The following is a 14,462-nucleotide window of genomic DNA, read 5'->3' as shown; positions in this document are numbered from 1 at the left end:
GGGGCTGCCCGTTACCGGACAGCCCCTTTTGCGTTTGCTGGCATCAGCTGTAGGCCGGCACCTTGAACTCGTTGGCCAGGTCCTGCAGGACCCTGGCGAGCCGCGCCTGCTCGCCGGTTACCTGGGTAATTTCCTGGGAACCGGTGAGGGTCAGGATCGCCGCTTCACTGACTGATTCCATGCTGCCCGCCAGTTCCCGGGTAACCGCCACCTGTTCTTCGGAGGCGGTGGCAATCTGGCTGGCCATATCGGAGATGCTGTTCACATCGGTCAGGATATCGGCGAAGGTCTGCTCCAGTTCTGATGCCTGCTCGCTGGTGGCGTTCGCCAGTTTGTGGCTTTCCACAATCGAACGGCTGGCACTGTCGGTAATGCTCTGGAACTCGTTGATAATGTCCTCAATCTGGGTCGTAGACTCGTGGGTCTGTTGTGCCAGGGTCCGGACTTCGTCCGCAACCACGGCAAACCCCCGGCCGTGCTCGCCTGCGCGGGCGGCTTCAATCGCTGCGTTCAACGCCAGCAGGTTGGTCTGGTCGGCAACCTTCCGGATTACGTCCACCACGTCGGCGATGGTTGAGCTGCGGTTCTCCAGCTCTTCGATCACCTCATTCACCTTCTGAACCGACTTCGCCAGGGAACGAATGCTCTTTACGCTGCCGTGCAGCACCTGCTCGCCACTGCGGCTCTTCTCCATGGCGCTGCGTGCGGCATCGGCCACCTGCTGGGTGTTCCGGGAGATTTCCTCGGAGGTGGCCGACATCTCTTCGGTGGCCGCAGCAACCTGTTCGATCTGTTGCTGCTGGTTTTTCACCTGGCTGGCGTTCTGACCGGCCGTAGAGCTGGTCTCTTCCGTGGCGGTGGCCAGCTGGACGCTGGATTTGTCGATGTGGAGCAGGGCATTGCCGAAGCGTCCGAACAGCTCGTTAATGGCCTTGCCAATGGTGCCCACCTCATCACGGCTGGAGATTTCAATCTCGCGGGTCAGGTCCTTGTTGTCCATGGCAAACCGAACGCCATCGAGGAGGCGGCCGACCTGGAGATTGATGGCACGGATAATCACCAGCATCAGCACCAGTACAGCCAGAACGGCACCTGCGGAAATGCCGGAGGCCAGCATCAGGTCGTTACGAGCATCGGTAACACCGTCTGATGCCAGGCTCATCACGTCGGATAACATATCCTTTCTCGCCTGATTGAGGTTGCCGATTCGCTGGGTGGTGGTTGTGAACCAATCAGAAGCGTCCAGTGCATACATGCCTGATGGGCTGCTGAACAGTGTCTCACGACGCTCGGCCAGAGCCTGGCTTGCAACGCTGAAGGTCTGATTCTCCAGGGTTGCCCGGATTTCATTGTCAGACGCCAGCATTGTTATGGCTTCGTTGAGAAAGGCTTCCTGCTGCCCGCCGAGACCCGCAATTCGGGCCACGGTGGGCAGATCGAAGTCACCGCTGCGAATCATGGAGGCGCCCGCGGCTCTTTCGCGGCCGGCCATCTCGGCAACCTTGGCGAGGGCATGGTAGCCGTTAACCTCGCGGGTCAAATCCGGATCGGTTGAGCGCCGGACAATAAGGCCAATGCGCTCTATCAAACCCGTAATCAGCGTCGTGTAGCCCCTGCTGGCATCGCTGCGGTTGTCGACGGAGCGGCGCAGGGCATCTATGTTGTCGAGTCCCTGGCGAACGGACTGAATGCTCGTTTCAACCATCCTGTCAAACGATGCATCTGTCATCAGGGCATTGATGTGGCGCTGATAGTCTGAAATCCGCGTGTCGGTTTGGCGCCGCTGTTCCGCAAGATCTCTTTCGGCCTGCCGGGCGGCATCGCTGCCCGGCTTGCTGGCAAGGAAAACCGCGGAGCGACCACGCTCTTTCTGAAGGGCTTCGGTGAGGGGATCACCGGCTTCAGCCAGTTCGATCTTTGAGAGCAGTTGTCGCATGTCATCCAATTCGCCTTGATTCAGAACGACGCTTTCTGCCGCGAAAAACAGGATAACAAGCAGGGCCGGCACCACCAGAGTGATCAGTTTGCCCCGCATGGAGAGATTGTTGATAAATTTCATAGCGTTCTGCCTTGGCTGTCCGTGTCGGATATGCCGCTATTATCCCGGCATAGCAAGGTTGCTCTCTATCAGCGTGAAGGAGTAGCAGTGGAGGTAGTTACGGGCAGGTAAGCTTATGTTTCTGCATGTTAAGGTTCTGATAATTATCAATTAACCGTGGCATCCGTAATGCCGCGTAGAGTACTACCACAGAGGTATTCAGCAGACTGGGGGTATCCTGCTGACAAAGGTCAAGGTAGCCGGGCGATGTGTCCGATATGGTCGATGCCGTTAATCCAAGGCGGAGAAAACCATGGAACTTGTGTGCCCGGCCGGCAGTCTCCCGGCCCTGAAAACCGCCGTTGATAACGGCGCCAACGCCGTGTATTTCGGTTTTAAAGACAGCACCAACGCCCGTCAGTTTGCCGGCCTGAACTTCAACGACAAGCGTGCTGCCGAGGGTATCGAGTATGCCCATCTCCGGGGCGCGAGAGTCTTTTGTGCCATCAATACCTACCCGCAACCAGACGGCTGGGAGCAATGGAAGGGGGCGGTGGACCGCGCCGCAAGTCTGGGTGTGGACGCCATTATCCTGGCCGACATGGGTCTGCTGGATTATGCCGCCAACCGATATCCGAACATCCCCCGGCATCTGTCGGTTCAGGGATCTGCCACCAGCCATGAAGCGCTCTCCTTCTACAAGGACAACTTCGATATTCGCCGGGCCGTGCTGCCCCGGGTTCTGTCACTGGACCAGGTTCGTGGTGTGGCCAAGCACAGCCCGGTGGAACTGGAAGTGTTTGCCTTCGGTAGCCTGTGCATCATGGCCGAGGGCCGTTGCTACCTGTCTTCCTATCTGACCGATGAATCCCCGAATACCCGGGGAGCCTGTTCCCCTGCCAAAGCTGTGCGTTGGCAGGAAACCTCGCAGGGGCTCGAATCCCGCCTCAACGATGTCCTGATTGACCGTTATGGCCAGGGCGAATCCGCCGGCTACCCGACGCTGTGCAAAGGCCGTTTTGAGGTTGAGGGTCATGTTTATCACGCCATTGAGGAGCCGGTCAGCCTGAACACCCTGGACCTGTTGCCGGAGCTTCAGGCACTGGGTATCAGTGCCGTGAAGATTGAGGGGCGCCAGCGAAGTCCGGCCTACATCGCAGACGTAGCCAGAACCTGGCGCAATGCCCTGGATAATCTTGAAGCCGGCACCGACGGCTTTACTGTTGAACCTCAATGGCAGCAGACACTGGCGGGGCTTTCCGAGGGCGGCCTGACAACGCTGGGCGCCTACCATCGCAAATGGAAATAAGGTTTCACCATCCATGCTGAAGTTATCCTTGGGGCCGATCCTGTGGTTCTGGTCCAGGCAGACCGTTTTCGATTTCTATGCCAATGCCGCCGAGTGGCCGGTGGATACCATCTATCTGGGCGAGGTGGTGTGCTCCCGCCGGCGGGAACTGAAACCGGATGACTGGCTGGATCTGGCTCGTGATCTGAAAGCCTGTGGCAAGAATGTGGTGCTCTCCACGCTCACGCTGATTGAGTCGGAGGCCGATTTGCGTCGCCTGCGCCGGTTCTGTGAGCAGAATGAATTCCTGGTGGAAGCCAACGACCAGAGCGCCCTGCAGGTAGCCATCCGGAATAAGATACCGTTTGTCACCGGCCCGTCCATGAACATCTACAACACCGCTACCCTGAAAATCCTGGCAAAGCAGGGCTTACAGGGCTGGAACCTGCCTGTGGAACTGGGCAAGGAAACCCTGGAGCAGCTAATCATAGAGCTGCAGCAGGAAGGATTGGATCTTCCCGCCGAAGTGTTTTCCTGGGGCTTCCTGCCCCTGGCCTGGTCCTCCCGCTGCTTTACCGCCCGCCATTACAACTTGCCCAAAGACAACTGCGAGTTCCGCTGCCTGCAGCATCCAGACGGCATGGAGTTGCGCTCCCGGGAAAGCCAGGAGCTGTTCCGCATCAACGGCATTTCCACCTTGTCTGGCTCCCGTTACGACCTGATGCGGGAGTTGCCGGATATGGAGCGTATGGGGGTAAACACCGTGCGCCTGAGCCCGGAACATCTGGGCATGGAGGAGGTGGTCAGACGCTTTGACAAGGTGCGCCGGGGCGAACTGCCGGCCACCGACCCGCTGCAGCTGGTGGAGGCACCACCCTGCAACGGGTACTGGTATGGCAAGCCGGGGATGGACCTGATTAAACCATGAATCACGGCCCGGGAGACGCACCCCGCGTGCTCATTCAGGGCGTAGTGTTTCTCGCCCAACCCAGATCCTCAAGGATTGTATAAAGCGCGGGCAGCACTACCAGTACCAGAACAGTGGATACCAGCAGACCAAACACTACGGAGATCACCAGTGGAATCACCGCCATGGCCTGTGTGCTGGTTTCGGTGAGCAGAGGCAGCAGGCCGGCTACGGTGGTGCTGGTGGTGATCATGATGGCCCGGAATCGGTTCCGGCTGGCATCCCCGGCGGCTTCGGCAGTGGTCCTGCCCTGTTCCCGGTAACTCTTTATGAACTGTACCAGCAGGATGGCATTGTTGACCACAATGCCAGCCAGAGACGCCGCGCCGATTATCGAGGGCATGGAAAGGTTGTAGCCCATGATCAGGTGGCCCCAGACCGCACCCATGAAAGCCACCGGAATCGACAGCATCACGATGAGCGGCTCCAGATAGCTGCGGAACTGGAATGAGAGGATCAGGAAAATGCCCAGCAAGCCAATCAACAGGCCTTGGGCGATGGACTGGCCGGTTTCCCGGGAGCGGGCGGTCTGGCCCTCTACCTGAAGAGTGAGTTCGGGCCATCGTTCGCGAAACTCTGGAAACGCATGATTCTGAAGGTCGGTAACGATGGCATCGGCATTGGTCTGACGGCCGTTCACATCCGCCGATACTGTCACAGTGCGCAGACCATCAATGCGGGTAACCTGGGCCCACTGGCGTTCTTCGGTGATGTCGGCTACCTCTCGTAGCGGGATCATCTGGCCGGTCTTGCCGGCAATAACAGTATCTTCCAGGAACGCCCGGGTGGAGCGTTCGGCCCGGTTCTGGCGGACCAGAATTTCGATGTGCTGGTCGTCTATCTGAACTGTATCGACAATATCGCCCAGCAGTGCGGTGCGGATCTGTCTGGCGATATCGCTGGCGGTCAAGCCCAGGGGCAGGGCGCTGTCTTTGAGTTTCAATGTGCGCTGGGGTTTGCCGGGCCGCAGGTCCTCCAGCACGTTGAAGGTGCCGGTGTACTGGGCCACCGCATTACCCATAAAACGGGCCGCTTCTTTTAGCTGATCCAGGTCGCTGCCCTGCAACCGGATCTCGATCGGAGTGCCCGCCGGGCCGAATCCCGGTTCCTGAATATTCAGAGCAATCAGGCCGGGGATATCGCCGATTTCCTGGTACCAGCGGTTGGTCAGGGTGGCCAGATCGACGGTACGGTTTTCCGCTGTGAGCAGGTCGGCCATCACCGTGGCCACATGAGCGCCTTTCTCGCCGGCACCTGCGTGCTGGTTGAAACGGGTCTGGACGTTGCGCACCAGTGCCTGGCCGTCAGGCTGCTGTGGGGTGTATTCCTCGTTGAGTCTGAGCATGGCTGCGGAAATCCGGTTGGTGATTTCGCGGGTCCGGTGCAGTGGAGTGCCCTGGGGCATCAGCAACCGGGCTTCCAGTACATCACCGTCGATTTCCGGCATGGCCTCCATGCGCACGTGGCCGCCCGCCATCAGGCCGACGGACCCCAGCGGAATGATCAGCACCCCGGCTAACACTCCGTAGCGAAAGCGGATGGCTGTGTCAGCCAGTTGCCCCACCTTTTCCCGGCTTGCTTCAAAGACCCGGTCAAACCGAGCGCGAAAGCGGGAAGCGGGTTTGTCCCGGCCTTGGCCCAAACCACTCTTCAGGTGATGAGGCAGAATCCAGAAGGCTTCGATCAACGAGGCGGCCAGGGCTGCAATAAGCACTACCGGCAAAACCTCCAGTACCGAACCAAGCTCGCCGGCCAGAAACGCGAGGGGCAAAAACACCGAGACGGTAGTCAGAAACGAGGACAACACGCCCGGGAGGATTTCCAGGGTGCCCTGGGCGGCGGCTTGAAGCGGAGTAGCGCCTTCGGAGGCATGACGGGCGATGTTCTCGGTGACCACCACCGAATCGTCCATCACGATGCCGATGGCCATCAGTAGTGCCACCAGGGTGATCATGTTCAGGGACAGCCCGGCCAGGGCCATCATCACGAAGGCGCCGGCAAAGGCCGCGGGCAGCCCGAACAGCGCCCAGAATGCCAGCCGGGGCCGGAAGAACAGGGCCATTACCAGCCCCACCAGTACCAGTCCGGTAACCCCGTTGCCGACCAGCATCTGCAGGCGGTCCTTGACGATGGAGGTCATATCCTGGGTGATCTCAAGGTTTACCGTTCCACCTCGCCGGGCGGTTTCTTCAGTAATGAACGCCTGCAGCGCGCCCATTACCCTTAGGGCATCTTCATCCCGGTTTTTGTGGATTTCCAGAATGATCGCCTGCTGGCCATTGAACTCGACCCGCTCCTCCCTCCGTTCATAAGTTTCAGACAGTGTGGCGATATCGCCAAGGGTGAGCACGGCTCCGGGCTGACTGCCGAGTACAGGCAGGCTGGCAAGTGTTTGCAGCGAGCGCCGCTCATCCACAAAACGGAGCTGGATATCCTGGCTGTGGGTCTCCAGGGTGCCCAGGGGCATGTCGACGTTCTGACTGCTGATGGCCCGGGCGATATCCTGAACGCCCAAACCATACTGCCGCAAGCGATCCCGGGATATCTCCACTTGCCACTGGCGCTGGGACAGGCCAACCGGTACCACATTGGCAACGCCTTCGATGGCAAACAGGTGGTCTTCCAACTGCCTGGTGTAGCTTTCCAGGTGGACGAAACTCATGGGGCCAGTGACCGCGATAGCAGCGACCAGGTCGGTGCGATAAAGCTCCCGGATGATCGGGTCTTCGGCTTCCTCCGGCAGGTCGGTGAGGGCCTCGATTTCCGTGCGGATGTCGTCCAGAAACTGGCCCATGTCGCCACCGGGCTCCATGCTGGCAATGGTCTGAGCCTGGTTTTCCCGGGCCGTGCAGCGGATCTCCTGCATGTGCTCTACCTGCTGCAGGGCTTCACCCAGGCGCTGGCAAATGGCTTCCTCCACGTCGGCCGCTGTAGCACCCCGGTATTCGATGGTGATGCTGACTTCCGGCGGCAAGTAGTCCGGAAAGGTTTCCCGGGTAAGGTTGGGGGCGGCAAACAGGCCGGCGGCCAGCATCAAAATCAGCAGCAGGTTGGCTGCCGTGGGATGCCCCGCGAACCAGCGGATCATGGTTGGTCTCCCGGGGCCAGCAAGGTGCCGTCTATGGCGGGCACAAGATCATCCAGCACCAGTAATTCCCCGGGCGCCAAGCCTTCGTTGATCACAGTCTTGTCTCCTTGTTGCCAGGAGATCGAGACCTCCCTGCGCTGCAGTCGATTGTCCTCATCAACAAGGTACACCACACCCTGGTGGACGGCGCTGGCCGGGATCACGATAACCGGCTCGGGAGTAGGAGCGGCAATCGTGGCCTGCACAAACATGTTTCGAACCAGCGGTGGGCGGGCCGGCGGATTGGCGTTGCGATAAGGCTCTTCCACCAAAACTACCACCTGAACCGTGCGTGTCGCCGGGTCGAGACTGCTGGTCACCCGGGTAAGTTCTCCGGGCCAGTGCGCATCCGGCACATTGGTGGGCATCACCCGGATGTCCAGGTCACCCAGAGGTATCTTTTCATGAAAATCGGTGAAGTGGTTGGTTGTGCCGGCGCCAGGGTCCGGCAGGCTGCCGTCCGACAGTTGAGATAACACCCGGCGCAGTTCCGCCACTTCCAGCTGCACTTTCGCCTCGGCCCGGGCTATGTTGTCGGCAATGAACAGGGGCCGGCCCGGGCTGACGTGCTGGCCGTTGTCGATATCGGCCTTATGTACCCGGAGATCCCAGGGCGCTTCAAAGCGGGTGTCTTTCAGGTCTTCCAGGGCACCGGCCAGGACCGACTCCGCCCTGGCCTTGCGGGCTTCCAGGGTATCCCGCCTCACCGGAATCAGGTTCAACTGGTTACTCAGGCTCTGAACCGCCTGTTCCTGCTGCAGGGTCGCCAGCTGCTGCTCGTCATACCGAGTTTCGGATAGGGCGCCCCTCGCGGCCAGGGTTCTTGCCCGGTCCAGTTCCCGCCTTGCCAGCGTCAGCCGGCGTTCCTCCAGCTTGAGTGATTCTCTGGTATTGCGCTCCTCTTGCTCAATTTGTCGCAGTTCAGCTTCTATGCCGGTCAGGTCCGCTCTGGCAGCTGCTGCGGCCAGCTCATAGCGGGTGGGATCGATCTGGAGCAGCCGGGTACCCGCGGCGATCAGGTTACCGCTTTCCAGATCAGGATGTTTCCAGATGACCCGCCCACCAACATTGGCCACTGCATTCCAGCTTTGGGCCGGCAGCACCTGACCGTAGCCCCGGGCTTCGATGCGGAACACTCGGGGTGTTACCTCGAGAGTCCGCACCGGGGTCGCGGCCGTCTGTGCCTCAATCCGTTCTGGCGGTTGTTTCAGATTTACCATGATCACGACAAAGACGATGCCGACGATCAACGCCAGGCCCAAAGCCAGTTTATTTTTCCGGGTCATCTGACATCCCCCGAAAGCTGGCGCTGTAGAGCTTGAAGATTCGAGGTGCCGCTTGCTCCAGAGTATTAATTTCGCCACTGACCATGGCCTGAACCACCAGCCCCTGAATGGCTCCGAGGTACAGCACCGCCGCGGCCTCGGTATCGATATCGGAAGTAATGAGACCTTGTTGTATACCGAGGTCCAATAACCCGATCACCTTCTTCCGGTAGCGTGCGAGAGTCTGGCGGATGATGTTTTTAGCAGGGCCGTTGCCGGGCTTCTGCAACTCCCCCAGCATCAGGCGAGGAATGCCCGGATGCCGGGCAATAAAGCCTACGTGGGCCAGGAACATGGCTTCGAGTGCCTGGTCCGCCTGCTGATGTTGGTCAGCGGCACTGAAGACCTCCCGCGTAATCTGCCCTGACACCCAGCCGGCCACCGATTCCCATAACCGGCTCTTGTTGGGGAAATGCTTGAACAGCGCTCCCTGCGAGAGTCCAATTTCATTGGCAATCCGGGCCGTAGTGAGGGTGGCAGGATCCTGCTCGGCGCAAAGCTGGATGACTGCCTCAATGGTGGAGGATTGGCGCAGTTTTGTGTTTTGGTAGGCGCGTTTGGTTTTTTCGTTGATCGTCGGCATAGGCTTCAGGGAAAGAAAGTAATTAATTACTTTATTCTGGGTTATGATGCCTGAGAAAGCAAGGTGGGTGCTGCATCCTGACGGTCAGGCCATTTTTTGAATTTCTGGATGTTCGGGATAGGCTGGAAGATGCACACATTCAGGGTGGAGCATATCTTGAATATCCAACTGAAACGCGCTTACGAAGCAGCAGAACGCTCAGATGGCCCACGGGTGCTTGTTGACCGTATCTGGCCTCGGGGATTGGCCAAAGAAGATGCGGATATAGCCCACTGGCTGAAGGGGCTGGCGCCGTCAACTGAACTGCGAAAGTGGTTCGGTCACGATCCGGATAAATGGCCGGAGTTTCGGGAGCGGTACCTTGAAGAGCTGACATCAGGTGATGCCGGCGAGGATCTTGAGGCACTCAAGAAACTGCTTGAGCAAAATGACTCCATAACGCTAGTGTTTGCGGCCAAAGACACCGAGCATAACAACGCGGTGGCGCTCCGGGACTTTATTCTGAAGGACAGCCTTTAGGGCGGAAGTTCCGAAAAGTAAGCTGCCACTCCAGGCTATCGAGCAGGTTCTTCAGCCCCAGGCCCAGCTCGGTGTCGCCTTCAATAACCAGCCGACGCTGGAAAAACAACTGGTCGGGGTCCTGTCGACGTTCCGCCAGGGTTCTGAAGGCGGTCAGCGAGCCGCGGATGGTTGCTTCGCCGGCGCCATCGATCACCCGGAGTCGCCCGGCCCAGAAGCCAATGGTGATACCGGGTTGTCCGCCATTCACCTCCAGACGAATACGTCGGCCTTCGAAGTCATCGAATTCTCCATCATCGATTGCCTGGGCAAAAATGCGATTAAGCGGCGCTTCTGCAGCCAGCTGCTTCAGGGGCACCGGGATTCGGCGATCAATAGCGCCTAGCATGGGCACGGGGGAGGGCAGGTACTCCCGAAGGACCGAAAGCGTTTGCCCCACGAGGGGAGAGTTCAGGGAGGTGATGGAAACTAGTGGAAAAGCCATGCTTTACTCCGGGCGGTCAGTAACCGGCCTAGAGTAAAGCAAAGGGCTCTGGAACGATTTGATATAACTCAGCCCTTGTGGAGGCCTTCTTCCACCGCCCAAACGGCCACTTCCACCCGGGAGCGCAGGTTCAGTTTCTTCAGCAGGTGTTTCACGTGGACTTTTACGGTGCCGTCGCTGATGTCGAGCTTGCGACCAATCATTTTGTTGGAGAGGCCCTCGGCAATCAGGCGCAGAATATCCTTTTCCCGTGGTGTGAGGCTGTCGAAATCGGGGCGTGATGCCTGCTGGGGTTTGTTGGAGCGCAATGCCTCTGCCAACAGGGTGGTCAGTCGGTCACTGATCACCATTTTGCCGACCGCCGCCTGATGGAGCTGGTTGATCATGTCTTCCGGCTCCATGTCCTTCAGCAGGTAGCCGTCTGCACCGGCCCGGAGAGCCGCTACCACGTCGTCTTCCTGGTCCGACACGGTGAACATGACAATGCGGGAGCTGATGTTCTGTTCCCGCAATTTCTTGAGCGCTTCGATGCCGTCCATCTCGGGCATGTTCAGGTCCATCAGGATCAGGTCGGGCTCCAGTTCAGTGGCCAGCCGAATGCCGTCGGCGGCGTTGCTGGCCTCCCCGGCCACGACCATATCGTCTTCCATGTCGATCAGCTGTTTGATGCCCTGGCGAAGAAGCGGGTGATCGTCGATCAACAGAATACTTGCGGGTGACTCAGACATCGGGTTCTCTCTTGTTGTCAGGCATTTGATGCTTCTGTGGGAATCAGGTTTCGGCTTTTGGGAACAAACCCCAGGGTGACTTCCACGCCCCGTTCATCCCGGTTGCTTACCTCGACCTTACCGCCCAGGGTCCGGGCGCGGTCCTGCATGATGATCAGGCCGTAATGGTTGACGGGCTGGTCGCTGCCAGGCAGGCCCTTGCCATTATCCCGGATCCGTACCCGTACCTGCGGTGATTCGAACAGAACATCCACGGTTATGTCCGTGGCGTCTGCGTGTTTGACCGCGTTGGCAAGGCCTTCCCTCACAATCTGCAGGGTATGGATCTCTTCATTCGGCGACAGGGTCTGGGGCGGCAAATTGTACTTCAGCTCAACCGGCTTACCCAGCCGCTCGGAAAACTCTTCAATGGTTTTTTGCAGGGCAGTAGCGAGATCCGGCGTGTCCAGCTTGAGCCGGAAGGTGGCCAGCAACTCCCGGAGCTGTCGGTAGGCGCTGTTCAGGCCAGTGCTCAGTTCATCGAGAATGGCCTCGTGAATCTCCTGCTGCTCGCCTTCGATGTTAAGGCGGCGCAACCGGGCAACCTGCATTTTCAGGTACGACAGTGACTGGGCCAGGGAATCATGCAGTTCACGGGCGATCACGGTACGTTCTTCAGCAAGGGTCTGCTGCTGTTCCTCGGTAATCTGCCGTTCCAGGAAAATGGCGGTGGCCAGCTGGTCGCTGAGGGTTTCCAACAGCCGACGAGAAGTTTTCGAAAGACCTTCTTTGGCCGGGTACCAGACTTCCAGCGTGCCCAGCAGCTGTCCGGGTGTCCGGATCGGCAGTAGCAGCCGACGGCCGTCGTTGGATTCCACGGGCAGCTCGTCATAGGCCTCAGGCGTCACCAGGCAGGCATTGCAGTGGTGATCACGGCAGTAGAAGGGCCGCTCTCGGCTGGCGGTCGTGATTGCTTGAATTGGCTCCGAGGATTCCTTGTCATGGAGATAGAGACGGATCGGGCCAATGCCCAGTAGCTGCTCAAGCTCCTGAAGCATGGGGATCGCCCCATTGCACAGATCGTGTTTGGCAAACAGGTCCCGGCTGGCTGAGTGCAGGAGCTGAAGGGCCGCGTGGCTCCTTTCCAGCTCTTCCGTTTTCAGTCGGGCCCTTTCTTCCAGCTCGTGGTAAGTCAGAGCCAGCTCGCTGGTCATCTGGTCAAAGGCCTGGCCAAGCTGTGCCAGCTCGTCGGAGCCGCTCAGGTTGGCCTTGCGGGAAAAGTCCTGATCGCCCACCGCGATGGCGATACTGACCAGTTTACGCAGTGGGCGCAAAATACGGTTTTTCAGATCAATGAACAGCGCCACGATGATAAGAATGGAGAAAGCCAGGCTGATTATCTGAATCAGGTGCAGCAGGTCAATACGGGCTTCGGTTCGCTGTTCCAGCATCTTCACCAGCTGGTCTACGTTATCAACGTATTGCTGTGTTGAGGCAAGCATGGCCGCTGAAACAGGCGTGCCCTGGTTGTGTTCCTGCAGGGCCGGCCGAAGCATGGTTTCCCAGGATTCCAGAATGATCTGGTACTGGGCGGCGAGCGGATGGTCGGGGCTCTCTGGGATGGCGTTGGTAATGCTGGCGTCAGCCAACTTGGTCTCGTAGCCGTCCAGCATCTTCATGACCGAGTCCTCCCCGGTCTCTGGAACGGCAGGCCCCGCGCTCCGGGCAAGCAACTGGAATGCCCCCATGCGCAGGGCGCCCGCCAGATTGATCGCGGTGGCATTGCCTTCGATGCTTTTGGAAACCGCAAGCGTGGTCGCCATGCTGACAAGGGCTGTCACCACCACTGCGCCAACGACGATGGCGATTCGGTTTACAAGCGGGCTTCTGGATTTCATTCGATCTCGTGCGCATCAATGCGTTTGGCGGGGCAGAGTGAATTATGCCTCGCACCAGGATTCCGTGATACCTCCTTGAGGATAGTCAATTACCCCAATGGTTGGTAACCCATCATAATCTTTGACCCTTTTATGATCAAAAGATGAAACTGAAAAACAGGTTTCCAGAAGAGCGACAGTAATGAAGTCCGAAACGGATCGTGCAGATGACCGGCTGGCGTCATTGGCAGTGGTACTGCCGTTGGCGGTAGCGGGCTTTGTTGTTGCTGCCGGGTGCTGGACTCTGTTTGCGGTGGCCGGAGTCCATCTGCGTTCGGAGCTGGCTCTCAGCAACCTGCAGTTTGGATTTCTGCTGGCGATGCCGATGGCGGTTGGCGCGGCGCTGGCGGTTCCTGCTGGCCTGGCGGCGCAGAAATTCGGCGCCCGCCGGATCATGTTGGTCTGTCTGGCCGGGCTCGCAGTCTGCATGGTGATACTCCTGACCACCGATACCTTCCCAGGGTACCTGATTGCCGCCGGCGGACTAGGTCTGGCGGGTGGATTCTACAGCGCCGGGTTGCAGTTCGTGACAGGACACTGTGAATCCAAACGCCTGGGCCTTGTGCTGGGGATGTTTGGCGCCGGCGTAACCGGCGCGGGATTCAACTACTACCTGGTGCCACTATTCCATGAGGCCTTTTCCTGGCACGGGGTGCCGTTGGCCTATCTAATCGTGCTGGTGCTGGTGCTTGCGCTGCTGGTCATGCTTACCGATCCGGAAGACGCTGAGGCGGACCCGACCGCAGAAACGTCAGTCCGGGTGCTGTTACACCGCATGCAGACGAGGCGGGCCGGTCAGCTTTGTGGCTATTTTGGCGTTGTCGCTGGCAGCTTCTTCGCGTTGGCTTTGTGGCTGCCGGATTATCTGTCCTCGCAGTTTGACCTGCCAGTGGACTCCGGCGCGCGGCTGGCTCAATGGTTTGTTATTCCCGGAGCCCTGGCCCAGATCGTGGGAGGCGGGTTTTCCGATCGATTCGGCAGTGCAAGGGTTGTCAGTCGCGCACTGATGGTCTGTCTGATGGCGCTGTTTGTTTTGTCTTACCCACCCATGACCCTGTTTATCCAGGGCGTTGACGCCACAATCCGCGTTGAATTTGCCCTGCCCATGCAAGTAGAGGGTGTGTTTGTCGTTACCCTCGGGCTGGCCATGGGCTGCACCATGGGCAGCCTCCAGCGGCTGGTTATTGTTGAGAATCGTTCGGTGGCGGCCTTTATTGCCGGGCTGCTTCTGGTGAGCGCCTGTTCGGTAGCCTTTGTGCTGCCGGTGATTTTCAGCAGCGTTAACCACTGGCTGGGTATCCGCAGTGCGGTCTTCATGATCCTCTTTCTGCTGCTGCTTGGCTGTCTTTTCCTGTTTGCCCGGGAAAGCCGCCGGCACGAGCGTGAACACCTTCTCCACCCGGGGATATAAGCCGCCTACCACCAGGGTGGTAGAAACGGGTTATGAGGTAGTAACCACGCAGATTTCGCGGTTTTTCTCACACACA

11 protein-coding genes are annotated in these 14,462 nt (G+C 59.0%); 4 read left to right on the top strand and 7 right to left on the bottom strand.

The features are described from left to right. Window positions 1-43 precede the first annotated feature (43 nt). Entirely contained in the window at window positions 44-2,059 is a 2,016-nt protein-coding gene (locus A8B84_RS16410) for a methyl-accepting chemotaxis protein (RefSeq protein WP_064227612.1), read from the bottom strand. 292 nt (window positions 2,060-2,351) lie between these two features. Here A8B84_RS16410 and ubiU point away from each other — a divergent pair, with 292 nt between their 5' ends. Then, window positions 2,352-3,347 (top strand): ubiquinone anaerobic biosynthesis protein UbiU, encoded by a 996-nt coding sequence (gene ubiU / locus A8B84_RS16405; protein ID WP_064227613.1) that lies wholly within the window; start codon window positions 2,352-2,354, stop codon window positions 3,345-3,347. 13 nt (window positions 3,348-3,360) lie between these two features. Continuing rightward, entirely contained in the window at window positions 3,361-4,254 is an 894-nt protein-coding gene (locus A8B84_RS16400) for a U32 family peptidase (RefSeq protein WP_064227614.1), read from the top strand. A 34-nt stretch (window positions 4,255-4,288) separates the two neighbouring features. Here the strand turns inward: A8B84_RS16400 and A8B84_RS16395 are convergent, their stop codons facing one another. The 3 genes from A8B84_RS16395 to A8B84_RS16385 are packed head-to-tail and all read right to left on the bottom strand — an operon-like array spanning window position 4,289 to window position 9,328. Further along, entirely contained in the window at window positions 4,289-7,381 is a 3,093-nt protein-coding gene (locus tag A8B84_RS16395; RefSeq protein WP_064227615.1) for an efflux RND transporter permease subunit, read from the bottom strand. Beyond that, window positions 7,378-8,706, bottom strand: coding sequence for an efflux RND transporter periplasmic adaptor subunit (locus A8B84_RS16390; protein WP_064227616.1), 1,329 nt, complete (start codon window positions 8,704-8,706; stop codon window positions 7,378-7,380). The genes A8B84_RS16395 and A8B84_RS16390 overlap by 4 nt, the downstream gene beginning before the upstream one ends. Continuing rightward, the gene (locus tag A8B84_RS16385; protein WP_064227617.1) at window positions 8,690-9,328 is read right to left on the bottom strand and encodes a TetR/AcrR family transcriptional regulator; all 639 of its coding nucleotides are present in this window, start codon (window positions 9,326-9,328) and stop codon (window positions 8,690-8,692) included. Before A8B84_RS16385 ends, A8B84_RS16390 begins: the two co-directional genes overlap by 17 nt. A gap of 156 nt (window positions 9,329-9,484) precedes the next feature. Between A8B84_RS16385 and A8B84_RS16380 the strand changes: the two genes are divergently transcribed. Beyond that, window positions 9,485-9,847, top strand: a complete 363-nt coding sequence (locus A8B84_RS16380) for a DUF488 domain-containing protein (protein WP_064227710.1) — start codon at window positions 9,485-9,487, stop codon at window positions 9,845-9,847. Here the strand turns inward: A8B84_RS16380 and ubiT are convergent. The 3 genes from ubiT to A8B84_RS16365 all read right to left on the bottom strand — a co-directional run bounded on the left by ubiT (window position 9,825) and on the right by A8B84_RS16365 (window position 12,936). Next, entirely contained in the window at window positions 9,825-10,331 is a 507-nt protein-coding gene (gene ubiT / locus A8B84_RS16375; RefSeq protein WP_227512671.1) for a ubiquinone anaerobic biosynthesis accessory factor UbiT, read from the bottom strand. The two genes, A8B84_RS16380 and ubiT, sit on opposite strands and share 23 nt — an antisense overlap. Before the next feature lie 68 nt (window positions 10,332-10,399). Continuing rightward, window positions 10,400-11,059: a two-component system response regulator NarL gene (gene narL, locus A8B84_RS16370; protein ID WP_064227618.1), complete on the bottom strand. Its 660-nt coding sequence runs from the start codon at window positions 11,057-11,059 to the stop codon at window positions 10,400-10,402. Between the two features lie 17 nt (window positions 11,060-11,076). Further along, window positions 11,077-12,936, bottom strand: coding sequence for a histidine kinase (locus A8B84_RS16365; protein WP_064227619.1), 1,860 nt, complete (start codon window positions 12,934-12,936; stop codon window positions 11,077-11,079). 181 nt (window positions 12,937-13,117) lie between these two features. Between A8B84_RS16365 and A8B84_RS16360 the strand changes: the two genes are divergently transcribed. Then, window positions 13,118-14,386: an MFS transporter gene (locus A8B84_RS16360; RefSeq protein ID WP_064227620.1), complete on the top strand. Its 1,269-nt coding sequence runs from the start codon at window positions 13,118-13,120 to the stop codon at window positions 14,384-14,386. Window positions 14,387-14,462: the final 76 nt, after the last annotated feature.

Origin of the sequence: Marinobacter sp. EhC06 (assembly GCF_001650915.1) — a bacterium.
GTDB lineage: Bacteria > Pseudomonadota > Gammaproteobacteria > Pseudomonadales > Oleiphilaceae > Marinobacter.
Note: the sequence above shows the minus strand (reverse complement) of the source record. Positions and strands in the feature narration are given on the sequence as shown.